The sequence below is a fragment of the Streptomyces sichuanensis genome (genome assembly GCF_020328095.1).
Taxonomy (GTDB): domain Bacteria; phylum Actinomycetota; class Actinomycetes; order Streptomycetales; family Streptomycetaceae; genus Streptomyces; species Streptomyces cinnamoneus.
The window spans coordinates 58,920-83,305 of the sequence record NZ_JAIXMK010000029.1; the positions used below are offsets into that span (position 1 = coordinate 58,920).

General features: G+C 71.9%; 20 protein-coding genes. 13 read left to right on the forward strand and 7 right to left on the reverse strand.

The window, feature by feature from the left end:
* The first annotated feature begins 38 nt into the window (after window positions 1–38).
* Window positions 39–1,844, forward strand: coding sequence for an ABC transporter transmembrane domain-containing protein (locus LE181_RS12120; protein ID WP_225661240.1), 1,806 nt, complete (start codon window positions 39–41; stop codon window positions 1,842–1,844).
* A complete protein-coding gene (locus LE181_RS12125) occupies window positions 1,841–3,622 on the forward strand; it encodes an ABC transporter ATP-binding protein (RefSeq protein ID WP_225661241.1) in 1,782 nt (593 codons plus the stop codon). The genes LE181_RS12120 and LE181_RS12125 overlap by 4 nt, the downstream gene beginning before the upstream one ends.
* A gap of 25 nt (window positions 3,623–3,647) precedes the next feature.
* Here LE181_RS12125 and LE181_RS12130 read toward each other — a convergent pair whose 3' ends face one another.
* On the reverse strand, window positions 3,648–4,439 hold the full coding sequence (locus tag LE181_RS12130; RefSeq protein ID WP_225661242.1) for a metal-dependent hydrolase: 792 nt from the start codon (window positions 4,437–4,439) through the stop codon (window positions 3,648–3,650).
* 133 nt (window positions 4,440–4,572) lie between these two features.
* Here LE181_RS12130 and LE181_RS12135 point away from each other — a divergent pair, with 133 nt between their 5' ends.
* Window positions 4,573–7,086, forward strand: coding sequence for a DEAD/DEAH box helicase (locus LE181_RS12135; RefSeq protein WP_225661243.1), 2,514 nt, complete (start codon window positions 4,573–4,575; stop codon window positions 7,084–7,086).
* On the opposite strand, the gene LE181_RS12140 is transcribed toward LE181_RS12135, so the two are convergent.
* Both LE181_RS12140 and LE181_RS12145 read right to left on the reverse strand, forming a co-directional pair.
* Window positions 7,064–8,065, reverse strand: a complete 1,002-nt coding sequence (locus LE181_RS12140; RefSeq protein ID WP_225661244.1) for a DUF6397 family protein — start codon at window positions 8,063–8,065, stop codon at window positions 7,064–7,066. The genes LE181_RS12135 and LE181_RS12140 overlap by 23 nt on opposite strands.
* Before the next feature lie 139 nt (window positions 8,066–8,204).
* On the reverse strand, window positions 8,205–8,564 hold the full coding sequence (locus LE181_RS12145; protein ID WP_225661245.1) for a roadblock/LC7 domain-containing protein: 360 nt from the start codon (window positions 8,562–8,564) through the stop codon (window positions 8,205–8,207).
* Between the two features lie 302 nt (window positions 8,565–8,866).
* Between LE181_RS12145 and LE181_RS12150 the strand changes: the two genes are divergently transcribed.
* The 4 genes from LE181_RS12150 to LE181_RS12165 all read left to right on the forward strand — a co-directional run bounded on the left by LE181_RS12150 (window position 8,867) and on the right by LE181_RS12165 (window position 12,507).
* Window positions 8,867–9,139 carry a hypothetical protein gene (locus LE181_RS12150; protein WP_225661261.1) on the forward strand — a complete coding sequence of 91 codons (273 nt, stop codon included), beginning with the start codon at window positions 8,867–8,869 and terminating at the stop codon, window positions 9,137–9,139.
* Window positions 9,140–9,317: 178 nt separating this feature from the next.
* A complete protein-coding gene (locus LE181_RS12155; RefSeq protein ID WP_372458323.1) occupies window positions 9,318–10,214 on the forward strand; it encodes an alkaline phosphatase family protein in 897 nt (298 codons plus the stop codon).
* Between the two features lie 2 nt (window positions 10,215–10,216).
* Complete coding sequence (locus LE181_RS12160; RefSeq protein WP_225661246.1) at window positions 10,217–11,488, forward strand: MFS transporter; 1,272 nt, start codon at window positions 10,217–10,219, stop codon at window positions 11,486–11,488.
* Window positions 11,485–12,507: a TolB-like translocation protein gene (locus LE181_RS12165; RefSeq protein WP_225661247.1), complete on the forward strand. Its 1,023-nt coding sequence runs from the start codon at window positions 11,485–11,487 to the stop codon at window positions 12,505–12,507. Before LE181_RS12160 ends, LE181_RS12165 begins: the two co-directional genes overlap by 4 nt.
* On the opposite strand, the gene LE181_RS12170 is transcribed toward LE181_RS12165, so the two are convergent.
* Together LE181_RS12170 and LE181_RS12175 are read right to left on the reverse strand one after the other, a co-directional pair.
* Window positions 12,504–12,686, reverse strand: a complete 183-nt coding sequence (locus tag LE181_RS12170; RefSeq protein WP_225661248.1) for a tail-anchor membrane protein — start codon at window positions 12,684–12,686, stop codon at window positions 12,504–12,506. The genes LE181_RS12165 and LE181_RS12170 overlap by 4 nt on opposite strands.
* 49 nt (window positions 12,687–12,735) lie before the next feature.
* Window positions 12,736–13,797, reverse strand: coding sequence for a fatty acid desaturase family protein (locus tag LE181_RS12175; RefSeq protein WP_225661249.1), 1,062 nt, complete (start codon window positions 13,795–13,797; stop codon window positions 12,736–12,738).
* Window positions 13,798–14,040: 243 nt separating this feature from the next.
* On the opposite strand from LE181_RS12175, the gene LE181_RS12180 reads away from it, so the two are divergent.
* Both LE181_RS12180 and LE181_RS12185 read left to right on the forward strand, forming a co-directional pair.
* Window positions 14,041–17,001 (forward strand): SCO1167/SCO6262 family helicase, encoded by a 2,961-nt coding sequence (locus LE181_RS12180; RefSeq protein WP_263868798.1) that lies wholly within the window; start codon window positions 14,041–14,043, stop codon window positions 16,999–17,001.
* A complete protein-coding gene (locus LE181_RS12185) occupies window positions 16,998–18,242 on the forward strand; it encodes an SWF or SNF family helicase (protein ID WP_225661251.1) in 1,245 nt (414 codons plus the stop codon). The genes LE181_RS12180 and LE181_RS12185 overlap by 4 nt, the downstream gene beginning before the upstream one ends.
* Window positions 18,243–18,280: 38 nt before the next feature.
* Here LE181_RS12185 and LE181_RS12190 read toward each other — a convergent pair whose 3' ends face one another.
* A complete protein-coding gene (locus LE181_RS12190; RefSeq protein ID WP_225661252.1) occupies window positions 18,281–18,544 on the reverse strand; it encodes a hypothetical protein in 264 nt (87 codons plus the stop codon).
* 292 nt (window positions 18,545–18,836) lie between these two features.
* Between LE181_RS12190 and LE181_RS12195 the strand changes: the two genes are divergently transcribed.
* Complete coding sequence (locus LE181_RS12195; RefSeq protein WP_225661253.1) at window positions 18,837–19,334, forward strand: hypothetical protein; 498 nt, start codon at window positions 18,837–18,839, stop codon at window positions 19,332–19,334.
* On the opposite strand, the gene LE181_RS12200 is transcribed toward LE181_RS12195, so the two are convergent.
* Entirely contained in the window at window positions 19,282–20,139 is an 858-nt protein-coding gene (locus tag LE181_RS12200; RefSeq protein WP_225661254.1) for a phosphatidylinositol-specific phospholipase C/glycerophosphodiester phosphodiesterase family protein, read from the reverse strand. The two genes, LE181_RS12195 and LE181_RS12200, sit on opposite strands and share 53 nt — an antisense overlap.
* Before the next feature lie 222 nt (window positions 20,140–20,361).
* Between LE181_RS12200 and LE181_RS12205 the strand changes: the two genes are divergently transcribed.
* From LE181_RS12205 to LE181_RS12215, 3 genes are all read left to right on the forward strand, one after another.
* Window positions 20,362–21,597 carry a phosphodiester glycosidase family protein gene (locus tag LE181_RS12205; RefSeq protein ID WP_225661255.1) on the forward strand — a complete coding sequence of 412 codons (1,236 nt, stop codon included), beginning with the start codon at window positions 20,362–20,364 and terminating at the stop codon, window positions 21,595–21,597.
* Window positions 21,598–21,732: 135 nt separating this feature from the next.
* Entirely contained in the window at window positions 21,733–23,145 is a 1,413-nt protein-coding gene (locus LE181_RS12210; protein ID WP_225661256.1) for a family 2B encapsulin nanocompartment shell protein, read from the forward strand.
* A gap of 235 nt (window positions 23,146–23,380) precedes the next feature.
* Window positions 23,381–24,386 (forward strand): family 2B encapsulin nanocompartment shell protein (locus tag LE181_RS12215; protein WP_225661257.1); only part of this gene is annotated, 1,006 nt, incomplete at its 3' end.

Below are 24,386 nucleotides of genomic sequence, written 5' to 3' on the forward strand. Positions count from 1 at the left end.
GCACGGCCCCCACCCACCCCTGCCCGAACCGGGATGCCATGCACATCAGTGATCTTCCGTATGCCGATCCGGGCCGGCCGGACGTCCGGTCAGGTCCTCGTTTCCTGCTCTGGCTGGGACGCAACCAACTGGGCGGCCAGCTGAAGGCGTTGTTCTGGGGCGTCCTCCACATGGCGTCCGTGGCCGCGTTCCCCCTGGCCGTGGGGATCGCCGTGCAGGGCGTCGTCGACCGGTCGGGTGGGCGGCTCGCGGCCGCAGGTGGCCTGATGCTGTTGCTCGGGGCGTTCACGGCGCTGGGCGACACGATGCTGCACCGCGTGTCGGTCACCAACTGGATCACGGCCTCGGCGCGGGTGCAGCAGCTCCTCGCCCGCAAGACGGCCGAGTTGGGTTCCGCATTGACCCGCCGGGTCGCGGCGGGTGAGGTCGTCGCCGTGTCGACGGGGGACGTGGAGAAGATCGGCTGGTTCGTGGAGGCCCTGTCGCGTTTCGCGTCCGCGGCGCTCACCACGGTCGTGCTGTGCGTGGCTCTGGTGGTCTACCAGCCCGCGCTGGGGATTCTGATCGCGCTCGGCGTGCCGGTGCTGATCCTGGCCGTCCTGCCGTTGCTGCCGCCCGCCACGAAACGGGCCGACGAGCAGCGCGAGAAGGCGGGCCGGGCCACGGAGCTGGCCTCGGACACCGTGGCCGGGCTGCGGGTCCTGCGCGGCATCGGTGGCGAGGAGCTGTTCCTGTCCCGCTATCGCCGCGCCTCGCAGGATGTGCGCAAGGCCGCCGTGCGCAGCGCCAGGATGTGGGCGCTGATCGCCGCGGTGCAGGTGGCGCTGCCGGGGCTGCTGCTGATCGCGGTGGTCTGGCGGGGTGTGGGGCTGGTGCAGGACGGCCGGATCGGTGTGGGCGAGCTGGTGACGGTCTACGGCGTGGTGACGTTCCTGCTGTTTCCTCTTCAGCGGTTCGAGGAGATCGCCATGGCCTACTCCTTCTCCCGTCCCTCCGCGCAACGTGCCGCCCGGGTACTCGGGTTGGAGCGCACCACGTCGGCGACCGACGACGGACGGCACGCGAAGGACCTCACGGGTGATCTTTACGACCCGGCGAGCGGCCTGCTGGTACCCGCCGGGCAGTTGACCGCGGTGGTGTGCGGTGACCCCGACGCCGCCGGCCGGCTCGCCGACCGGCTCGGCGGTCACGCCCCGGACGGCGTGGAGGGGACGCCGTCGGCGCTGCTGGGCGCGGTGGCGCTGGACGAGGTGCCGTTGGCTGCGGCCCGCGCCGCGGTGCTCGTGCAGGACAAGGACCCGGTGCTGCTGTCGGGCACGCTCGCCGAGCTGCTGGACGTGCCGTCCTCGGGCGCCGTGACGGCCCGGGCCGCGCTGGCTGCCGCGCAGTGTGCGGACGTGCTGGCTTCGTTGGCGCAGAGTTCGGGGGACGGCTCCGGGGACCCGATGGACACGCGGATCACCGAGCGCGGGCGTTCGCTGTCCGGCGGGCAGCGGCAGCGGCTGGCGCTGGCGCGCTCACTGGTGACCGACCCGGAGGTACTGGTGCTGGACGAGCCGACCTCGGCCGTCGACTCGCACACCGAGGCGCGGGTGGCGGAGGGGGTGCGTGCCCTCCGCAAGGGCCGTACGACGGTGGTGTTCTCCTCCAGCCCCCTGCTGCTCGACCGGGCCGACCGCGTGGTGTTCGTCCGGGACGGCCGTGTGGCGGCGGAGGGGACGCACGGGGAGCTGGTGCGTTCCCACCCGCTCTACCGCGCGGTGGTCACCCGTAGGACGGACGAGGAACTGGACGCGGAGCTCGCCGCGTTCGACAAGAGCGAGCAGATCGAGGAGTCGGCATGATCGGGGTGACGCCACCGGCGTACGACCCGGCCGCACCGGAGTCGGCGACGACCCTGCCGGTCGGCGGACCTGCCACGGTGCGGGGCTATGTGAGGGGCCTGCTGGGCAGGCACAGGGCCGCCTTCGTTCTGCTGGTGACGGTGAACGCGATCGCGGTCGTTGCGTCGATGGTCGGCCCGTACCTGCTGGGCGGGCTGGTGGAGGACCTTTCGTCGGGAGCGGAGGACGTCCACCTGGGCCGCACGGTCGCCCTGTTCGCCTTCGCCCTGGCCGTGCAGACGGTGTTCGTCCGCATGGTGCGGCTGCGGGGGGCGGTGCTCGGCGAGGAGATGCTGGCGGATCTGCGGGAGGACTTCCTCGTACGGTCGGTGGCCCTGCCTCCTGGCGTGCTGGAGAAGGCGGGTACCGGTGATCTGCTGTCGCGGATCACGACGGACATCGACCGGCTGGCGAACGCCATGCGGGAGGCGGTGCCGCAGCTGGCCGTGGGCTTCGTGTGGGCCGGGCTGCTGCTGGGGGCGATGACGGTGACCGCTCCGCCGCTGGCCCTGTCGGTGCTGGTCGCGCTCCCCCTGCTGTGGGCCGGCTGCCGCTGGTACTTCCGGCGGGCGCCGGGTGCGTACCGCTCCGAGGCCGCGGGGTACGCGGCGGTCGCCGCTTCCCTCGCGGAGACCGTGGACGCCGGGCGGACGATCGAGGCGCACCGCCTGGGCGACCGGCGGGTCGCCCTGTCGGACCGGCGGATCGCGGAGTGGACGGCGTGGGAGCGGTACACGCTCTGGCTGCGTTCGGTCCTCTACCCGGTGATCAACATGACGCATGTGCTGGTGCTCGGGTCGGCGCTCCTCATCGGCGGGGTGTTCGTCCTGCAGGGCTGGATCTCCGTGGGACAGCTGACGACGGGTGCGCTGTTCGCTCAGATGCTGATCGATCCGGTCGGACTCATCCTGCGCTGGTACGACGAGCTGCAGGTCGCCCAGGTGTCGCTGGCCCGGCTGGTGGGCGTGCACGAGATCGAGGCCGCAAAGGGGGACGGGCGCCTCTCCCCTGCCGGACGGGACGTCCGGGCGGACGAGGTGCGGTTCGGCTACACGGCGGGCCATGACGTGCTGCATGGCGTGTCCCTCGACGTCCGGCCGGGCAGCCGGGTGGCGCTGGTGGGCCCGTCCGGGGCGGGCAAGTCGACGCTCGGCCGGCTGCTGGCCGGGATCTACGCTCCGCGGGTGGGCGAGGTGACGCTGGGCGGGGCGCAGCTGTCCCGGATGCCGACGGAGGACGTGCGCCGCCATGTGGCGCTCGTCAACCAGGAGCACCACGTCTTCGTGGGCTCGCTGCGCGACAACCTGCTGCTGGCCCGGACGACGGCCGGGGACGACGAGCTGTGGGCGGCGCTCGGCGCGGTGGACGCCGACGACTGGGCGCGGGCGCTGGAGGAGGGCCTGGACACGGAGGTGGGCTCGGGCGGGCTGGCACTCACCCCGGCCCAGGCCCAGCAGGTGGCCCTGGCGCGGCTGGTCCTGGCGGATCCGCACACGCTGGTCCTGGACGAGGCGACGTCGTTGCTGGATCCGCGCGCGGCCCGGCATCTGGAGCGTTCGCTGGCGACGGTGCTGGAGGGGCGTACGGTCGTGGCGATCGCGCACCGGCTGCACACCGCGCACGACGCGGACGTGATCGTCGTGGCGGAGGACGGCCGGATCAGCGAGCTGGGCAGCCATGACGAGCTGGTGGCGGCGGACGGCGCGTACGCGGCGCTGTGGCGTTCCTGGCACCAGTAGCCGGGTGGTGGGCGGGGCCCGGGCTTCAGAAGAGGTCCAGGGCCCCGATCCCTCCGACGCCGCCGAGGATCATGAAGGCCGGCATGAGGACCTTCAGCTCCACCCAGCTGCCGGCCCGGAAGCGCATGGCCTTGGGCGGGCCGAGGGGGTACCAGCGCTTGCGGCCTATGGGCAGCGGCCACAGGATCGGGCAGCCGGAGACGGTGAGGGCGTCCCCGATGTCGTGGACGAGGGCTCCGAGGACGATGGGCAGGCCCAGCCACATGTACTCCTGGCCGGGGCCGGTGAACAGCCAGTCCGAGCCGTTGCCCGGCTCGTCCAGGACGCCTGCGAGGATCCAGGCGCTGGTCGCGCCGAGGAGCCAGACCAGGACGTCGCTGGAGGTGCGGGCCATCCGCCACAGGAGTCCTTCGACGGCGAGCACCAGGTGGACGAAGAGGATGCCGAGCACGGCCCAGCGGTCGCCGGTCATGGCCAGCGCCGAGGTGCCGGCCCCGATGAGCAGCGCCCACAGCGCGGTGTGGGTGAGGGTGCGGTGGCCGCCGTTGCGGCGGGGGTCGCCCTTTGCCCTCGTGGCCTTGTAGACCGCGTGGGACAGGGCGTCGATGATTCCGCACAGAACGCGCGATATCGGGCCGAATGCGCGCGATATGGTCGCCGACTTGTGGTCGAGGTCCGGAGCGAGGGCCGCTCCGGCGCAGATCAGTGCGCCGACGACGAGCACCGGCCAGGGCATCGGGTGCCCGGCCCCTGCCGCGGCCGCACCCACGCCCAGCCAGGCCGCCGCGCCGGACAGCGAATGCGCCGGTCCCATCATGGTCGTTCCACCCCTTCGCCCGGCGGCGTCCGCCTTCCCTGACGCCGCGTCGGCGACTCAGCGTAATGCCCGGATGATCACCGTTCGACCGGCCGGTTCCCGGATACGGTCCTCGGCCAGGCAGTATGGGGGTGTGACCCTTATCGATCAGATGCCGAGCCATGCCGACCCCGATGCCCTTTTCGAAGCGTTCTCGACCTGGGCCGAGGAGCGGGGCATCACGCTGTACCCCGCTCAGGAGGAGGCGCTGATCGAGGTGGTCTCCGGCGCGAATGTGATCCTCTCGACGCCCACCGGGTCCGGCAAGAGCCTGGTCGCGGCCGGTGCGCACTTCACCGCGCTCGCCAACGATCAGGTGACCTTCTACACCGCGCCCATCAAGGCGCTGGTCTCGGAGAAGTTCTTCGACCTCTGCAAGATCTTCGGCACCGAGAACGTCGGCATGCTCACCGGCGACGCCTCGGTCAACGCCGACGCCCCCGTCATCTGCTGCACGGCCGAGGTGCTCGCCTCCATCGCGCTGCGGGACGGCAAGGACGCCGACATCGGCCAGGTCGTGATGGACGAGTTCCACTTCTACGCCGAGCCGGACCGCGGCTGGGCCTGGCAGATTCCGCTGCTGGAGCTGCCGCAGGCACAGTTCATCCTCATGTCCGCGACGCTGGGCGACGTCTCCCGCTTCGAGGAGGACCTGACCCGTCGCACCGGGCGGCCCACCGCGGTGGTGCGCTCCGCGACCCGGCCCGTGCCGCTGTCGTACGAGTACCGTTCGACGCCGCTGACCGAGACGCTCACCGAGCTGCTGCAGACGCGGCAGGCGCCGGTGTACATCGTCCACTTCACGCAGGCCGCGGCCGTCGAGCGGGCGCAGGCGCTGATGAGCATCAACATGTGCTCGCGCGAGGAGAAGGACGAGATCGCCAAGCTGATCGGCAATTTCCGCTTCACCACCAAGTTCGGCCGGAACCTGTCGCGCTACGTGCGGCACGGCATCGGCGTCCACCACGCGGGAATGCTGCCGAAGTACCGGCGACTGGTGGAGCGGCTGGCCCAGGCCGGTCTGCTCAAGGTCATCTGCGGGACGGACACCCTCGGCGTGGGCGTGAACGTGCCGATCCGCACGGTGCTGTTCACCGCGCTGACCAAGTACGACGGTCAGCGGGTACGGACGCTGCGGGCCCGGGAGTTCCACCAGATCGCCGGGCGGGCCGGGCGGGCCGGCTTCGACACGGCGGGCTTCGTCGTCGCCCAGGCGCCCGAGCACGTCGTGGAGAACGAGAAGGCGCTGGCCAAGGCGGGTGACGACCCGAAGAAGCGCCGCAAGGTGGTCCGCAAGAAGGCCCCCGAGGGCTTCGTGAACTGGACCGAGAACACCTTCGAGAAACTCATCGCCTCCGAGCCCGAGCAGCTCACCTCCCGCTTCCGTGTCACGCACGCGATGCTGCTGGCGGTCATCGCCCGCCCGGGCAACGCCTTCGAGGCGATGCGCCGGCTGCTGGAGGACAACCACGAGCCGCGCCGCAACCAGCTGCGGCACATCAGGCGCGCCATCGCCATCTACCGGTCGCTGCTGGACGGCGGTGTGGTGGAGCGGCTCGACGAGCCGGACGCCGAGGGGCGGATCGTCCGGCTGACGGTCGACCTGCAGTCGGACTTCGCGCTCAACCAGCCGCTGTCGACCTTCGCTCTCGCCTCCTTCGAGCTCCTGGACCCCGAGTCCCCCTCCTACGCCCTGGACATGGTCTCGGTGGTCGAGTCGACCCTGGACGACCCGCGCCAGATCCTGGCCGCGCAGCAGAACAAGGCGCGCGGCGAGGCCGTGGCGGCGATGAAGGCGGAGGGCGTCGAGTATGAGGACCGCATGGAGCGGCTCATGGACGTCAGCTACCCCAAGCCGCTGGAGGAGCTGCTGTCCCACGCCTACGACCTCTACCGCAAGAGCCACCCGTGGGTCGGCGACCACCCGCTGTCGCCGAAGTCGGTCATCCGCGACATGTACGAACGCGCCATGACCTTCACCGAGTTCACCTCCTATTACGACCTGGCCCGGACCGAGGGCATCGTCCTGCGCTATCTGGCCGGCGCGTACAAGGCGCTGGACCACACCGTGCCGGACGACCTCAAGTCCGAGGACTTCGAGGACCTCATCGCCTGGCTCGGCGAGATGGTGCGCCAGGTCGACTCCAGCCTGCTGGACGAGTGGGAGCAGCTGGCCAACCCGGAGGAGGAGTCGGCGGAGGAGGCCCAGGACCGCGCCGACCAGGTCAAGCCGGTCACCGCGAACGCCCGTGCGTTCCGTGTGCTGGTGCGCAACGCCCTGTTCCGCCGTGTCGAGCTGGCCGCCCTCGACAACGTCGCCGAGCTCGGCGAGATGGACGCCGAGTCCGGCTGGGACGAGGACCGCTGGGGCGAGGCCATGGACGCCTACTGGGACGAGTACGAGGAGCTGGGCACGGGCCCCGATGCGCGCGGCCCGAAGCTGCTGCAGATCGAGGAGCGTCCGCAGGACGGTCTGTGGCGGGTGCGGCAGACCTTCGCCGACCCGAACGGCGACCACGACTGGGGCATCTCCGCCGAGGTGGACCTCACGGCCTCGGACGAGGAGGGGCGCGCCGTGGTGCGGGTCACGGACGTCGGCCAGCTGTAGCCGGCGCCGTCCGGCCCGGGGCCCGCGCTCCTTTCCTCGCCCGTAGCCATGCCCGCCATCCCCGGGGTCGCGGTGCCTGCCCGTCACGGCACGCCGCCCCCGGCGGCTGCCCGGCGGGTTCCCCCTGCGGTTCGGGCAGCAACGAGACGGCCGGCGCTGTCGACGTCTCCGGGTCGGGCCCGGCGGGCGGGCGGTGCTCACGGCCGGGTGCGGGCCGGTGGGCACGCGCCTCGGCGAGGGCGGCGCGGAGGCAGTGCAGGTGCCACTCGATCTCGTCGTGGTCCTCGGCCATGACCAGTTCGTCGACCGCTTCCCGGGAGGCCGCCGTCTCCGGCCGCGCCTGGGTGAGGACGGGCCGCAGGGCGATCAGGCGGGCCCGTTCGTCCGGGTCCGGCACCGCCCGGGTGAGATCGCCGGGGTCGAGCACGGCGGCGGGGACCGCTGCCCGCTCCCAGGGGTCCTCCGCTCTCGCCGTGAGCTGGTCGAGGCGGCGCGCTCGCCAGCTGCGGGCACGCCGGTCGGGGTGTTTCTCCAACGCCTCACGCAGCAGGGCCGGGGTCCGGCCGGTCAGCATCTCGGGGTTGCGGTCGGCGAATTCCACCAGATCCGTGGCCAGGTACTGCCAGACGACGACGCGGTACCGGTTCACGTAGAAACGCACGGGAGCGAAGCAGCCACCCCGGGCGAGGCGGGTGAACCGGGCGGGGCTGATGCCGAGCAACTCGGCGCCGTCGGACGTGCCGACCACCCACAGCCGCGTGCGCAGCGCCTCCGGGAACCCCTCGCTCGACCGGTGTCGCTCGATCTCCTCGGGGGCGACCCGCCGCCCGGTCGACCCCCAAGCGCAGGTCCGTACCTCCCCCAGCTGCACGGCCAGTTCGAACTCGCGGGGCGTAAGTCCCAGCTCCCGGGCCGCCCGCCTGAACGGAAGGCTCAACTCCGTGGTCGTCCGCGTCCGTTCCTGTCGCACCGCACTCATGATGACCTCCCCGCCATGGGCCGATTACTCACAGCGACGACGATAGCGGAGGGTCACCACCCCCGCCCGCCCCTGTGGATAACTCGCCAACGGCCAGGAAAGTACCTGGTCAGCATCCGTTCAGCAGCTGGCCAGCGCCTCAATGAACACGATTGGCCAGCAGCGTCATCTCGTAGGCCACCTGACCGATGTCGGCCTCGGCGCCGCCGAGGACGCACAGGCAGCTCTCCTCGCCCGCGGCCGTCACGAAGAGCACACCCTCCTCGAATTCGATCATCGTCTGCCGCACGCGACCCGAGCCGAACTGCAGCCCCGTCCCCCTGGCCAGGCTGTGCAGCCCGGAGGCCACCGCAGCCAGATGCTCGGCGTCCTCCCTTTCCAGACTTGAGCTCGCCCCCGTCACCAGCCCGTCGTTGGACAGGACGAGTGCATGACGTATCTCCCCCACTCGCTCGGTCAGCTCGTTCAGAGCCGCATCCAGTTCTTTACCTGATGCCATGTTCCGCCTCCCCGTTCAGCAATTCCCCGTAACTGCCGTGCAAGCCTTGCTCACCTCCGCGCTCCCGGCAACCCGCCCGGCCCGTCAGCACGCATCTGTTCACTGATCGGCACAGGACAGCGACACGGCACAGAAAATGACCGCGGCGCATTCATGCGATTCCCCGGGCCGTCGATCACCTTGTTTCCTTTACCCGCGGTTCAACTCCATCCCTGCCGGGCACACTTGAACGACGCAGGAAATGCCGCTCACGGGGGCAGGTGATCCGCGTGTTCAACAAACTTCGCAAGCGAATCGAAGAGGTGCGGCAGTCTCCGGTGCCGCGGCCGCCCGTGGGCGCCGCATCCGGACGCCCTCGCCAGCACAATCTCTTCGAGGCGGCGGCGGCCTACGTGGCCGCCTGCGCCGAGAACGACTTCGAAAGGAGCGCGGAAGCATCGCGGTGGGTGTCACCGGAAGCACTCAGCTTCGGGGTGAACGAGCTGGCGTGCCGGGCGGTCATAGCCCTCGCCCGCGAACGCGACGAGTCTCCGCAGACCGTCGCCCGTACGCTGCTCGGCCTGCCGCCGGCCTGAGCCGGACGGCGCACCGCCCCGCGTCACCCCCCGCACCACGTCTCCCACGCCTTGCGTGCCGCTCCACGGACGTTCCCCAAGCCGTCACCTCGAAGCCGTGTACATGTCATCAGTCGGGTTCTACGCTGCCAGCGCGCCCCGTGTACCCCCACCGACTTCGCCGTGTCCGGAGGACCTCGTGCCCGCCGCAGCAAACCTCCCCCACTCCCCGCGCCGCGCCCGGCGCCGCCACTCCGTCGCCCTCGCCACCGCCTTCGGGCTCGCCGCGACCTCCCTCGGCCTGTGGGCCTCGGACTCAGCGGCGGCTCCCGCCGTCCCCACCCCCGACCACGTCGTGGTCGTCGTCTTCGAGAACCACGCCTACAACCAGGTCATGGGCAGTTCGAGCGCCCCGTACATCAACTCCCTGGCCTCCGGAGGCGCCAACCTCACCGCTTCGTACGCGGAAACGCACCCCAGCCAGCCCAATTACTACGCACTGTTCTCCGGCGACACCCAGGGCGTCACCGACGACAGCTGCGTGGACCCCGGCTTCAGTGACGAACCCAATCTGGCCTCCGAACTGATCGCCGCGGGCAAGTCCTGGGCGAGCTACAACGAGGGCCTGCCCTCGGAGGGTTCGACGGTCTGCAAGAGCGGAAGATACGCACAGAAGCACAATCCTTGGTTCGGCTTCGGCAACGTGCCCACCGACACCGCGCACACCCTCGGCTCTTTCCCCCGCGACTACGCCGATCTCCCCACGGTCTCGTTCGTCGTGCCGGACCTGTGCAACGACATGCACGACTGTTCCGTCCGCACCGGGGACACCTGGCTCCAGAACAACCTCAAGGGCTATGCCGACTGGGCCAAGAGCCACAACAGCCTGCTGCTGATCACCTTCGACGAGGACAACCGCCTGAGCGGCAACCGCATACCGACGGTCCTGTACGGACAGCCGGTGAAGGCGGGCGGCACCTCCGGCACCACCTACAACCACTACGACGTGCTGCGCACACTGGAGACCATGTACGGCCTCCCGCACTCCGGAAACGCCGCGAACGCCAAGGACATCACCGGCATCTGGAACAGCTGACCGTGTACCTCGCGGACAGCCGCACCGCCCCGGACGCCGCCCCCGGCCGTGACACCGTGCCGAAGCGGCGCGCCGCCGTCCCCGGAGCCGTGCTCGCCCTCGGCACGGTCAGTCTGATCACCGATGTCTCCTCGGAGATGGTCACCGCCGTCCTGCCGCTGTACCTCGTCGCCGGGCTGGGCCTGTCCCCGCTCGGTTTCGGCCTCCTGGACGGCGTGTACAACGGCGTCAGTGCGCTCGTACGGCTCGTCGGCGGCCGGCTCTCGGACCAGGGCGGTGGCCGGCACAAGTCCGTGGCCGCCGTCGGCTACGGCCTGTCCGCGGTCTGCAAACCCCTGCTGCTCGTCGCGCACAGCATGCCGCTGATCGGGGCCGTCCTGGCCGCCGACCGCACCGGCAAGGGCCTGCGCACCGCCCCGCGGGACGCCATGATCTCGCTGGCCTGCGAGCCCGCCGACCGGGGGCGGGCGTTCGGCGTGCACCGGGCCATGGACACCGCCGGGGCCCTGCTCGGCCCTCTCCTCGCCTTCGTGATCCTGCGCGCCGCTGCGGACGGGTACGACGCCGTTTTCGTCGCCAGCGGATGCGTCGCCGCCCTCGGCGTCCTCGTCCTCCTGCTGTTCGTGCCCGGGCAGGAGGGCGCGCCTCCGCGCCCTCCTCGCGTGCACGGCCACACGCCGGTGCGCGAGCTCCTGCGGCAGCCGGGCATCCGCCGGCTGACGGGCTGCGCGGTGCTGCTGGGGCTGACCACCGTCAGCGACTCCTTCCTCTACCTCACCCTGCAGCACCGTCTGGAGATGTCCGAATCCTGGTTCCCACTGCTGCCGCTGGGGACCGCCGCCACGTTCCTGCTGCTGGCCGTTCCCCTCGGCGCGGTCGCCGACCGCTTCGGCCGCCGACGGCTGTTCCTCTGCGGCCACCTCGCACTCCTCGGGGCGTACGGGCTGCTCGCCGCGCCGCTCGGCAGCTCCCCCGCCCTCGTCTGCCTCGTACTCCTGATGCACGGGACCTTCTACGCCGCCACCGACGGGGTGCTCGCCGCGGCCACGGCGGACAGCGTGCCCGCCCACGTGCGGGGCAGCGGGCTGGCCGTCGTCCAGACGGGTCAGGCCGCCGCGCGCTTCGTCTGCTCGATCGGCTTCGGCGCCGCCTGGACCGCCTGGGGTGACCGTACGGCCCTCGGGGTGGCCGCGGCCGGCCTGTTCGTCTCCGCTGCCATCAGCACGCTGCTGCTGCGCCCCTCCCCCACCGAAGCCCCGGAGCCCGCCCGTTGAACCGCACGCACCGTCTCCTCGTCCTCCTGACCGCCGTCCTGCTCCTGACGGGGCTCGCCGTCGGCGCCACCCTGCACGCCGCCGACCGGGCCGCCGAGAAGGACCGCGCCCAGGCGGGTGGGCCGCCCGTACGGTCGGGCAAGGTGGCTCTCGACGCCCCGGGCCTGGCCGTCTTCCGCAACATGGCCTGGGGGCCGCACCGTGACGAGATCGCCTCCGTGCCCGGCGGCGACCTCACCGGCCCGCGCACGGCCTCCGGTGTGCGCTGTCTGCGCTTCCACACGGCCGGAGGCACCGGGATCTGCCTGCAGGCCGTGCGCAGCGGCATCCGCGACACCTATCGGGCCCTCGTGCTCGACGCACGCCTGCGGGAGGTGCGCCGCTACGACCTCGCGGGCGTGCCCAGCCGGGCCCGGGTCAGCCCGGACGGCCACGCCGTCGCCTGGACGGTCTTCGTCAGCGGCGACTCCTACGCGGGCACCTCCTTCTCCACCCGCACGTCGGTGCTGGACACCCGGACCTGGACCCTGGACCGCAACCTGGAGACCTACCGGGTCCTCCTCGACGACCGCCCCTACCGGGCCGCCGACCTCAACGTCTGGGGCGTCACCTTCGCCGACGACACCCGCTTCTACGCCACCGTCGCCACGGCCGGAAAGACCTACCTGGTGCGCGGTGACCGCAGGGAGCGGACGCTGCGGACCCTGCACACCAACGTCGAATGTCCTTCCCTCTCCCCCGACGGAACGCGTATCGCGTACAAGAAGCGCGTCGAGGGCGCCTCCTCCGACGCGCCCTGGCGGCTGTACGTGCTGGATCTGCGCACCCTGCGCGAGAGCGCCACGGCCGAGCGGCGCACCATCGACGACCAGGCGGTCTGGCGGGACGGGCACACGCTCGTCTACTCCCTGCCCGGCGACTACGGGTCCGATCTGTGGACGGTCCCGGCCGACGGCTCCGGCAGCCCGCGGCAGGCGATGGCGGCGGCGCTGGCCCCCGCCTTCACCGGACGTTCCTAGCGGCGGAGCTCTTTGCGGGAGACCCTGCGCAGCCGTGTGCGCTGCGAGGGGTCCAGCAGCAGGTAGGCGCCGACCGGCACCCCGACGATCACCAGCAGCGCCGCCCAGAAGGGCAGCAGCCACAGCAGGACGATGCCCACCGCCACGCCGCCCACGGCGACCTTGGCCCTGTTGGTCATTTCCGTGCCTCCTTCGCGACGGCCGTCGCGACGTCTGCCGCCGTGCCTGTCACAACGCGCCGCGACCGCCGCCGGTTCCGGGTGCGTCCCGCAGCGGGGCGCCGACTTCGTGCATATGGCGCAGCGCCTGTGTGTAGGAGTCGACGAGTCCGGTTTCAGCGTACGTCAGCCCGGCGGATGCGCAGTGGGCACGGACGAGCGGCCGGGCGAGCCGGAGGTGGTGGCGCGGCATGCTGGGGAAGAGGTGGTGCTCGATCTGGTAGTTCAGTCCGCCCATGAACCAGTCGGTGACCGGGCCGCCACGGACGTTGCGGGAGGTGAGGACCTGCCGGCGCAGGTGCCCCCAGCGCTCGCCGTCCGGGTCGGGCATTTCCATGCCCTTGTGGTTGGGGGCGAAGACCATGCCGAGATGGAGGCCGAAGAGGGCGTGGTGGAGCAGGGCGAAGGCGACCGCCTTGCCGGGCGACATCGACGCCAGCAGCAGCGTCGCGTACCCGGCGAAATGGAAGGTCAGGAGGGCCGCCTCGGTCAGCCGTGCGCCGGCCTCCTGCCGTTTGAGGTCGCGCAGGCTCGAAACCTTCAAGTTGATGCCTTCGAGCAGCAGCAGGGGGAAGAACAGCCGTGCCTGGTTGCGGGTGAGCCACCGGGCGAAGCCCTCCCGCCGGGCGGCCTGCCGCTGTGTCCACACCAGCGCCCCCACGCCCACGTCGGGATCCTTGTCGACGTGGTTGGGGTTGGCATGGTGGCGGTTGTGCTTGTCGTTCCACCACGCGTAGCTCATGCCCAGCAGCAGGTCGGCGTGGATCAGGCCGAGGAGGCGGTTGGCGCGGCGCGTGGCGGCTATCTGGGCGTGGCCGCTGTCGTGCCCGACGAAGGCGGTGCGGGCGGAGAAGACCGCCGCGGGCACGGCCAGCAGCAGGGTCCACCAGGAGTTGCCGGCGAGTACGACCGCGGTGGCCGTGGCGGCGAGCGCGCAGAGGTTACCCGCGATGGTGAGCGCGTACCGGCCCCTGCGGCGGTCGAGGAGACCGGCCGACCGGACCTGGCGCAGCAGCGGGGCGAAGTCGCTGCCCGCGGTGGGTTCCGCGAGGACGGCGCTGGCCTGTGGCATGGCGATCTCCTGGGGTGAGGGGCGTTTCGACCTCACGTAACGTACGGATCGCGGGCCCGTCCGGGCCATGGCGTCATCACCCGGACTTCTGTGGGGCCAGCCCCCGGGTGAGAGGGGGGCCTGGCCCCATCGACGGCGGGAACTCGGCGGGAAAGTGGTGCGCCTCACAGCTGCCGCGTGTCCGTACGCGGCGTGCGCCCTGTACCCTCGGCGACTCCGACTCGCACTAGTCAAATTTGAGGAATGCGCAGCGCTGTGATCCCACCCCCTGCCGCAACGCCCTCCGACATCTCCCTGCTCGTCCGCTGCCGGGCGGTCTTCCTCCCCGGAGACCCCGCCCGCACCGGACGCATCGCCTTCTGGCAGCCCACCGGCGAACCGCCCTTGACCACCGGCACCGTCGAAGAACTGACCGTCGCCGTACCCGACGGCCCGGACGTCGCCACGACGGCCGTACGGGCCACCGTGCTTCCCGTCCGGGAGGCGTTGCCCGTGCTTACGCGGGCCCGCTCGGCCCGGGAGGACGAGGCGGCGGCCTTCTGGGGCGCCGTTGCCGTACTCGCCCTGCAACTCGCCGCGCGCGGCAAGCTGTTGCCGGGGCTGACCGCCACGGACCACGACTCCTGGCGGGTCGGGCCCCTCACCCCCGACGACCAGCGACGCGTGCGTGAACTGGCCGCCGCCATGCCGCCGGCTGCCCACGCCGTACCGCTGGCCGACAGCGATCCTCTCCTGCTGCCCGACCCGGAGCGGCTCGTACGGGCCTTCCTGGACGCCGTCGCCGATGGTCTACCCCGCTCGCCCGCCGCCGCGACAGCCGCCGGAAGCGCTGCTTTCGCCGCCCCCGCGCCGCAGCGGCTGCCCGAGCAGCGCAGTTGGGCCGCGGACGTCGCGGCCGGACACGACGCGGGCGTACGGCTGTCCCTGCGCGTCGAAGCCTTCCTGCCGACCGGGCGGGAAGGGAGCGACGGCAAGGACGCCCAGCCGTGTTTCCGGGCCGTACCGCAACTGCACAGCCTCTCCGACCCGGCGCTCGTCGCCGACGCCGCCGACCTCTGGTCCGGCGCCTCGGCCGCCGGGGCCGCGCTCGGCAAGGGCGCCCGGATGAACGCCCTGCTCGCCCTGCGGCGCGCCGCCCACGCCTGGCCCGCCCTCTCGCCGTTGCTCTCCGCGGCAGCGCCCGAGGCCCTCGAACTCGCCGACGAGGAGGTCGGTGAGCTGCTGGGCGCCGCTTCGGCGGCCCTGGATGCCGCCGGCGTCGAGGTGCACTGGCCGAAGGAACTGGTCCGCAAGCTCACGGCGCGCGCCGTCGTCGGCCCGCCGGACGACGACGGCGACGTGGCGTTCGACCGCCGCTCGGGCATGCCGCCGCTGCTCTCCGCCGACGCCCTGCTCGCCTTCGGCTGGCGCTTCGCCATCGGTGACCAGGACCTGACCAAGGAGGAGCTGGACCGGCTCGCCGAGGCGAGCCGCCCCGCCGTGCGCCTGCGCGACCAGTGGGTGCTCGTCGATCCGGAGGCCGTGCGTCGCGCCCGTGAGCGGCAGGACCGCAAGGTCACCCCTCTGGAGGCGCTGGGTGCCGCCCTGACCGGGCGCGTCCCCGCGCAGGACGACGGCGAGGAGACCGTCGCGGTCCAGGCCACCGGCTGGCTGGCGGCGCTCCGCGACCGCATCGCCGACCCCGAGGCCACTCACGAGCCCGTCGCCCAGCCCCGGGCGCTCGCCGCCACCCTGCGCGACTACCAGCTGCGCGGCCTGGACTGGCTGCACCGCATGACCTCGCTCGGTCTCGGCGGGTGTCTCGCCGACGACATGGGCCTGGGCAAGACCATCACCCTCATCGCCCTCCATCTGCACCGGCAGACGCTTCCCGGCGCCGACGGTCCGACCCTCGTGGTCTGCCCCACGTCTCTGATGGGCAACTGGCAACGCGAGATCGAACGTTTCGCCCCCGGCACCCCGGTGCGCCGCTTCCACGGCACGGCCCGTGACCTGGACACCCTGGCGGACGGCGAGTTCGTCCTGACCACCTACGGCACGATGCGGCTGGACGCCCCACGACTGGCACGGGCCGGCTGGGGCATGGTCGTCGCCGACGAGGCGCAGCACGTCAAGAACCCGTACTCCGCAACCGCCAAGGCACTGCGCACCCTTGAGGCGAAGGCGCGCATCGCGCTCTCCGGCACTCCGGTGGAGAACAACCTCTCCGAGCTGTGGGCGATCCTGGACTGGACGACGCCGGGTCTCCTCGGCTCCCTGAGCGACTTCCGCCGGCGCTACGCGCAGGCCGTCGAAGGCGGCACCGACCCGGCCGCCGCCGAGCGGCTCTCGGCGCTCGTCCGTCCGTTCCTGCTGCGCCGCCGGAAGTCCGACCCGGGCATCGCGCCCGAACTGCCGCCCAAGACCGAAACGGACCACACCGTCGCCCTCACCAAGGAGCAGGCGGGGCTGTACGAGGCCGTGGTGCGGGAGATCCTGGCCGAGGTGGCGGAGGCCGACGGGTTCGAGCGGCGGGGGCTGATCGTCAAGCTGCTCACCGGCCTGAAGCAGATCTGCAACCACCCTGCGCAGTTCCTGAAGGAACTCACCCCGAAGGAGAACGCCCCCGAGGGGCGCGACGTCCCGGACCGCGGTCGGGGAGGCGCCGGCGGCAGGAGCCCGCGCGTCGCGGGTCGTTCCGGCAAGGTCGAGCTCCTCGACGAGCTGCTGGACACCCTGCTCGCCGAAGGGGCGAGCGTGCTCGTCTTCACCCAGTACGTGCAGATGGCACGGCTGCTGGAGCACCACCTGGCCGCGCGTGGCGTACCGACGCAGTTCCTGCACGGCGGCACCCCCGTGGCACGGCGTGAGGAGATGGTCCGGCGTTTCCAGGACGGGGAGGTGCCCGTCTTCCTGCTGTCCCTGAAGGCAGCCGGTACCGGCCTGAACCTCACCCGTGCCGGGCATGTCGTGCACTTCGACCGTTGGTGGAATCCCGCTGTCGAAACACAGGCGACGGACCGGGCCTACCGCATCGGCCAGACCCAGCCCGTGCAGGTGCACCGGCTCATCACCGAGGGCACGATCGAGGACCGGATCGCGGAGATGCTCAGCCGTAAACAGGCGCTGGCGGACGCGGTGCTGGGCTCGGGTGAGGCCGCATTGACCGAGCTGACCGACGCCGAACTCGCGGAGCTCGTCGAACTCAGGGGGACCGTACGATGACCGAGCGCACCTTCGACGCCCTGCCGCCCGTGGCCGGGCGGGCCTTCGCACAGAGCTGGTGGGGACGTGCCTGGATCCAGGCGCTGGAGGACACGGCCCTGGACGGCAGGCAGGTCAAGGCCGGCCGCCGGCTCGCCCGCTCCGCAGCGGTCGGTGCGGTGTCCGTGCGTCCCGGCCGGATCACCGCGATCGTGCACGACCTCGACGGCACTCCGTACCGTTCCGACGTCATGGTCCAGCAGCTGGGCGCGGACGGCTGGGACCGGCTCCTGGACGTGGTGGCCGACCAGGCAGGTCACATCGCCGCGCTCCTGGACCGCGACATGCCGCCGCACCTCGTCGAGGACGCGGCCGCGGCGGGCGTGGAACTGCTGCCCGGCATCGGTGACCTGGAGCCGGAGTGCGACTGCGGAGCGTGGGACCACTGCCCGCACACGGTGGCGCTCTGCCACCTGGTGGCGCGGCTGCTGGATCAGGACCCGTTCGTGCTGCTGCTGATGCGCGGCCGCGGCGAGCGGGAGCTGCTGGACGAGCTCCAGGCGCGCAGCACCACCCGGGCCGCCCCGAACGCCTCGGAACCGGCCGTCGGCGTGCCGGCGCGCGAGGCGTTCGCGGCGCGCGAGCCCGTACCGGTGCTGCCCGAGCCCCCGCCGTTGGTGGACGTGGCCGGACGGCCGCCCGTCCTCACCACCGGCACGCCCGCCGCACCGGGAGTCGACGTCGCGGCACTGGAATTCCTCATAGCCGACGCCGCCGCCAGGGCCCGCCGGCTACTGGCCGAAGCCCTCGCGCCGGCTCACGAGCTGACGCCCGTCCCGGCCGGACTCACTCTTCGGCAGGACGCGGTGCGCCTCGCCGCCGCAGGGCCGCCCGACGCCGTGGCCGCCCGCCTCGCGGCCGGCTGCGGCTACGGTCGCACGGAGCTGGCCCGGGCGGTGCGGGCCTGGGGACACGGCGGGCCGGCGGCACTGGCCGTGCTGGAGGAGGAGTGGACACCCGAGCCGGAGGTGCTCGCCCGCGCCCGCGCCGGATTGGCCGATGCGTGGGAGGGCGACGGGAATGCGCCGCGGCTGCGCGTGACGCGTAATCACTGGACGGTGGTCGGCGCCGGCGTGCAGGTGCGCTACGGGCGGGACGGAGGCTGGTGGCCGTACCGCAAGGAGGGCGGCCGCTGGCAGCCGGCCGGCGGCCGTGAGCGGGATCCGGCGGCCGCCCTCGCGCACGTGCTCGCGCAGAACTGACGGCCAGGCGGGCCGCGACGCACACCGCGGCCCGCCCGCTACAGCCCGAGGATGTCCGTGGGGAGCGCGCTCGGCAGGCCGGGAAGGCTGGGCATGCGCGTGGGCAGCTCTGTGGGGAAGCCGGAGGGGAGGCCGCTGGGCAGCCGTGACGGAAGGTCACTGGGCAGGCGGAGGGAGGGCGACGGTCCGCCCGGCCCACCGGGTGAGCCTTCCTGCCCCGGCTTGCTCTCGCCCCGGTCTCCGAGCAGCAGGACCGCGCCCAGCACGAGCACCGCGACCGCCACCAGACCGGTCACGGCCACCGCGATCCTCCGTCCGCCGCCGGGCGGAGGCGGCGGACCGGGCGGCCAGGGGTGCCCGGGCGGCCCGAAACCGCCGGGAGGCGGAGCCGGCGGACCGGGGGGCGGTCCGTACGGGGGCCCGGGCGGTGGTCCAGGTGGGGTGGCCATACGGCCAGCGTCCCCGGCGTCGGACGGACACCACCATGCGGTGACCGTTCCGCTACACGCTTCGCTCCGGACCGCGACATTCCGGTCGGCCGCCGCGTGCGTGGCGTTACCAGAACAAAGATCTTTAAACAGTACGATCCCAGAGATGACTGCCGAAACCACCCAGCCCGGCATCACGGAGGCGAAGGCGGAAGCGGCGCGCCTCCTGCTGGCCTATCGGCACGGCAATCAGACGGCGTTCGACGACTCCCTGCCCGCATCCGCCACGGCCGAAGAGACCCGGGGCCTCGTCAGCGCGCTCGCCTGGATCGCCAACGAGGCTCTCGGCAAGGTGTACCCTCCCGACGTCGCCGACCGGGTGCTGCGGCGCATCGCCAGGCGGATGCCGGACGATCCCTGCCGGGTCGAGACGGACGAGGAGGCCGCACCGGATGTCGCCGTGCTGCTCGAATCCGTGTGGCGGGGCGACACGGAGACCGTTCGGGAGCTGGTGCGCGCCACACCGGACACCACGTTCGTGCTCGGGAAACTGGTGCACGCGGTCGCGCTGCTGCTGCCGGCCGTCCCACGGCCGGACGTGCACCGGGTCCTCAGCGAACTCCGCGGAGAAACGCCTCCAGACCCGCCAGGTCATCCGTGTTGAGGTAGTCCACGCCCGCCGCCAGCAGCTCCCGCCAGAGCGCTTCCCGGGCGGGGCCCGGCCGGTCCTCCGTAGCCCAGAAGCGCACCTTCCGCCCTTCGGCGTGGGCCGTGGCGACGATGCGTCGCAGCGTATCCCTCTCGCGCGGAGGTATAGGCCCCGTCCCCTGCCAGGTGAAGTTCTGCCCCCAGTTGTCACTGACGAGCGGTGCGAAAGAAGCGGGCGCTCCGCCGAGGTCGCCGAGACGGCCGTCGTAGAAGGCGTGCCGCACCCGCTCCGCCTCCATGGGGATGCGCGCGCCCCGGTCGCCGGAGACGACGGCGGTCACGGCGGAGCGGCGGACCCGGCCGCCGGAGGCGACGGTGAGGATCGAGTGGTAGGGGCGCAGACGCCGGGAGAGTGCGCGGTAGGTGGGACCACCCGCCGTCTTGATGTCAATGAGCAGCTGCAGCGTCAGGTCGTGTCCGCGGTAGACGCGCCCGCGGTTGGCTCTGACGCGGCGCAGCAGCGGGTCGAGGTAGAGGGACTCCAGGGTGCGCCGGGGGTCGAGGCCGGCGGCGTCGTGGGCCACGAGGAGCTTGCCGTCCACCAGCCAGATGTCCGCCTCGACGCTGCCGAAGCCGTGCGAGAGCGCATCGGCGAGCGGGCGGGGGTGTGCGTAGTCGTTGTGCGCATGGGCGTTGCGCAACGGCCGCTCGTCGCGCGCCGTGTCCTCGACGGTGTGCGAGTCGGCGCGGGCGGGCGTGGCGAGGGAGCCCGCGAATGCGGCGGTGAGGGTGAGGACGGCGGCTCGGCGCGTACAGGGCATGGGGGTGCCTCCCGGCGGCTGGGCGGGCGAATAGGGCGGCTGCCTGTGCTGACGTCAGTGAGTATCGGGGCCTTCAAGGCCGTTTGACAGGGACGGGCGGAGAGTTGCCCCGGCCGACTCCGGTGCTTTGCCTGTCGTTCTTTCGGGGCATGGTGAAGTCCCGTGTGCCATGGCAGAGTTGACGGGACCTCTGGGGTGACTGTGGGTAGACATGTACGCCGTGTGCGCGCGGTGCTGTCGGTGCTGGTGGCATGGGTCTCGCTGGTCGGTGGTGGTACGGCCTGGGCGGGTACGGAAGAGTTCTCCCCTCTGCAGGAGATCTCCTCGCTGGAGCTGGGCGGGCCGTCCCCGCTCGGGCCCGGGGTGACGTACCGCGGTTTCTCGCTGGCGGGTTCGCACGGGCCGGCGTACGGGCATCTGCTCACCGTCGACCTGCGGGAGCCCCGGGTGTCGGTGGACCTGCTCCACCCGGGCGCGGTCGCAGGGCGGGCACAGGTGTCCCGGCTGGCCGACCAGCGGCAGGCGGTGGGCGCGGTCAACGGGGACTTCTTCAACATCACGGAGGATCAGCATCCGGGCGTGGAGGCCACGGGTGCACCGGTGGGGCCGGCCGTCGCGGACGGGCGGTCGCTGAAGGCGGCCGTGCCGGACGGCCAGCGCTTCGGGCCGGTCATGCCGCCGGGCGGCAGCACCGAGGACGTGTTCGGCGTCGGGACGAACCGGGTGGCCCGCATGGACCGCCTCGCGCTGGAGGGCTCCGTGCGGACGGACGGGGACGAACTGCCCTTGAGCGGCTTCAACCAGTACGCCCTGCCGGTGGGCGGTATCGGGGCGTTCACCTCCGCATGGGGCAGCGCCTCGCGGCTGCGGTCGACGTGCGGCACCGACACGGAGCGCGGCGCACCGTGCAGCGACGAGACCTTCGAGCTGACGGTGCGGCGCGGCCGGGTGGCCTCGGTGGCGACCAAGCCCGGCCGGGGCACGATCGCGCAGGGATCGGTGGTTCTGGTGGGGCGCGAGAAGGGGGCCCGGGAGCTGCGCAAGCTGGAGGTCGGCGACCGGGTCACGGTGGACCAGCAGCTGCGGCCGCGGCGGGCGGGAGCGTTCCGGTTCGCGATCGGAGGCTTCCCGATCCTGCGCGGTGGCCAACCCCTGGACGGCCTCGACCTGGCGACCCCGGCCGTGCGCACCGCCGCCGGCCTGGCCGACCGCGGGCGGCGGCTGTATCTCCTGGCCCTGGACGGGGCTGCCGCCTACCGGCACGGACTGACCGTCGCCGAACTGGCCCGCACCCTGCGGGAGCTGGGCGCCGTCGACGCCTTCAACCTCGACGGCGGCGGGTCCTCGACCCTGGTCACCCGCGGGCCGGGCGCCGCGCACACGACGGTGCGCAACCACCCCTCGGGGGGCGCCGAGCGACCTGTGGCCAACGCCATCGGAATTTTTATCCGACGTTGACAACAGCTTTCAATCCCATCCGTTTGAGTGATCGCGCCCGGCGAATTCCGCTGCTAACTTCGAACGGGGTCGAGCGGGAATTCCCGTCAACCCCCGTAGCGGGCGTATCGGCAGTGGATGGGTGGGCATTCGATTATGACGACGTCAGTGGAGTCCGGAGCCGGAACGGATAATTCACCGGGCCGGCTGAGTCTGGGCACGGAGGCGGCCCGGAATCTGGCGACCACGACAAAGTCCGTACCGCAGATGCAGGGGATCACCTCCCGGTGGCTCCTGCGACTGTTGCCGTGGGTCCAGGTCTCCGGTGGCACCTACCGGGTGAACCGGCGACTGACGCACACGCTGGGGGACGGCCGGGTGGAGTTCTTCACCACCGGGGCGGAGGTGCGCGTCATCCCGGCCGAGCTGGGCGAACTGCCGCTGCTGCGCGGCTTCTCCGACCCGGAGGTGCTGGAGGCCCTGGCGGGCCGGTTCATGCAGCGCGAGTACGCTCCGGGCGACGTCCTGGTCGAGGCCGGGCAGCCGGCGGATCAGGTCGTCCTCATCGCACACGGCAAGACCGAGAAGGTGCACGACGGCGAGTACGGCGAGCCCACCGTGCTCGGAGTGCTGGCGGACGGCGGATACTTCGGCGACCAGGCGCTCGCGGCACGCGAGGCGGGAAACTGGGACTTCACGGTCCGGGCCGTGACGGCCTGCACGGTGCTGACCCTGCCGCGCCAGGAGTTCCAGCAAGTGCTGGAGAGCTCGCAGGGTCTGCGCTCGCATGTGGAGGCCTACCGCAGCCGGTCCGGGCTCCCCCAGAACGAGCACGGCGAAGCCGCCATCAACGTGGCCTCCGGACACGTCGGGGAGCCTTCGCTGCCCGGGGTCTTCGCCGACTACGAGCCCTCGCCGCGCGAGTACGGGCTGAGCGTCGCCCAGACGGTGCTGCGGGTGCACACCCGCGTCGCCGATCTCTACAACGAGCCGATGAACCAGGTCGAGCAGCAGCTGCGGCTCACCATCGAGGCCCTGCGCGAACGCCAGGAGCACGAGATGATCAACAGCCGCGAGTTCGGCCTGCTGCACAACGCCGACCTGCGCCAGCGCATCCACACCCGCAGCGGCCCCCCCACCCCCGACGACCTCGACGAGCTCCTGGCGACGGTCTGGAAGGACCCCGGCTTCTTCCTGGCGCACCCGCGGACCATCGCGGCGATCGCCCGGGAGTTCAACCGTCGCGGCGTCTACCCGGACAGCGTCGAAGTGGGCGGCCACTCCCTGCCCGCCTGGCGCGGAGTCCCCCTCTACCCGTGCAACAAGATCCCCGTCACCGAGACCGGCGTCAGCTCCGTCCTGCTGATGCGCACCGGGCAGGAGTCCCAGGGTGTCGTCGGTCTGCACCGGACGGGAATTCCTGATGAATACCAGCCGAGCCTTTCCGTGCGATTCATGGGAATCAGCGAACAGGCGATCATCTCCTATCTGGTGAGCGCCTACTATTCGGCGGCCGTCCTTGTCCCGGACGCTCTGGGAATTCTGGAGAACGTCGAGATCGGGCACTGAGCCTCCTGCCGCCGTAGGCCGCTCGGCCCCGCTCAGCCGCCACCGGAACCGACGACCCGGTGGATGCGGGGCCGGCGGACTGCGCACCCCTCTCACGCACGGATGACGCACCGTCCTGTGCCCCTTCTTGCACCACGTCCTGCACACGCCTTGCACACGTCGTGCACGACGCCCTGCATCACGACTCGCACCACGTCTCGCCGCCATGCTTCTCACAGATGGGTGATCACCACCAATGACCACGTCAGTCGAGCCGGAGCACTCCGAGCAGCCGTTGCAGGCCCAGGCGGGCTCGCAGCTGAGCCTGGGCACCGCCGCGGCACGCCAGCTCGCGACGACCACCAAGTCCGTCCCCCAGATGCGCGGGATCTCCTCGCGCTGGCTGCTGCGCGTCCTGCCCTGGGTCCAGGTGTCGGCCGGCACCTACCGGGTCAACCGACGGCTCACCTACACGGTCGGCGACGGCCGCGTCGAGTTCCTTTCGACCGGTTCGGACGTCCGGGTCATCCCGCCCGAGCTGGGTGAACTGCCGTTGCTGCGCGGCTTCGAGGACGGTCCCGTTCTGGAGGCACTCGCCGACGCCTTCGTCCAGCGGGAGTACGCCGCGGGCGACACCCTCGTGGAGGCCGGCCGTCCCGCCGACCACATCTTCCTGATCGCCCACGGCAAACTCGCCAAGACGGGCACCGGCAAGTACGGCGACGACACCGCACTGGGCACCCTGGCCGACGGCGACTACTTCGGCGAGCGAGTGCCCCTGGAGCCCGAGGGCGTCTGGGACTTCACGGTACGGGCCGTGACCCGCTGCACGGTCCTGGCGCTGCCGCTGCAGGCGTTCCAGGATCTGTCCGAGCGCTCCGACACACTGCGCAGCCATGTCGCCGGCTTCGCCTCCCGCCCCTCCCGGCCGGCCAACAACCGGGGTGAGGCCGACATCGCGGTGACCTCAGGGCACAGCGGCGAGCCGGTCCTCCCCGGCACCTTCGTGGACTACGAGCTCTCCCCCCGCGAATACGAGCTGAGCGTGGCCCAGACGGTCCTCCGGGTGCACACCCGGGTCGCCGATCTCTACAACGAGCCGATGAACCAGGTCGAGGAGCAGCTGCGGCTGACCGTCGAGGCCCTGCGCGAACGCCAGGAGCACGAGATGGTCAACAACCGCGAGTTCGGCCTGCTGCACAACGCCGACCTCGGGCAGCGCATCCACACCCGCAGCGGCCCGCCCACCCCCGACGACCTCG

Coding starts and splice junctions, on each gene's coding strand:
- LE181_RS12125 (WP_225661241.1), top strand. CDS start 1,841: ATGATCGGGGTGACGCCACCGGCGTACGACCCGGCCGCACCGGAGTCG.
- LE181_RS12210 (WP_225661256.1), top strand. CDS start 21,733: ATGACGACGTCAGTGGAGTCCGGAGCCGGAACGGATAATTCACCGGGC.
- LE181_RS12130 (WP_225661242.1), bottom strand. CDS start 4,439: ATGATGGGACCGGCGCATTCGCTGTCCGGCGCGGCGGCCTGGCTGGGC.
- LE181_RS12195 (WP_225661253.1), top strand. CDS start 18,837: ATGACTGCCGAAACCACCCAGCCCGGCATCACGGAGGCGAAGGCGGAA.
- LE181_RS12200 (WP_225661254.1), bottom strand. CDS start 20,139: ATGCCCTGTACGCGCCGAGCCGCCGTCCTCACCCTCACCGCCGCATTC.
- LE181_RS12175 (WP_225661249.1), bottom strand. CDS start 13,797: ATGCCACAGGCCAGCGCCGTCCTCGCGGAACCCACCGCGGGCAGCGAC.
- LE181_RS12180 (WP_263868798.1), top strand. CDS start 14,041: ATGCGCAGCGCTGTGATCCCACCCCCTGCCGCAACGCCCTCCGACATC.
- LE181_RS12145 (WP_225661245.1), bottom strand. CDS start 8,564: ATGGCATCAGGTAAAGAACTGGATGCGGCTCTGAACGAGCTGACCGAG.
- LE181_RS12140 (WP_225661244.1), bottom strand. CDS start 8,065: ATGAGTGCGGTGCGACAGGAACGGACGCGGACGACCACGGAGTTGAGC.
- LE181_RS12170 (WP_225661248.1), bottom strand. CDS start 12,686: ATGACCAACAGGGCCAAGGTCGCCGTGGGCGGCGTGGCGGTGGGCATC.
- LE181_RS12185 (WP_225661251.1), top strand. CDS start 16,998: ATGACCGAGCGCACCTTCGACGCCCTGCCGCCCGTGGCCGGGCGGGCC.
- LE181_RS12120 (WP_225661240.1), top strand. CDS start 39: ATGCACATCAGTGATCTTCCGTATGCCGATCCGGGCCGGCCGGACGTC.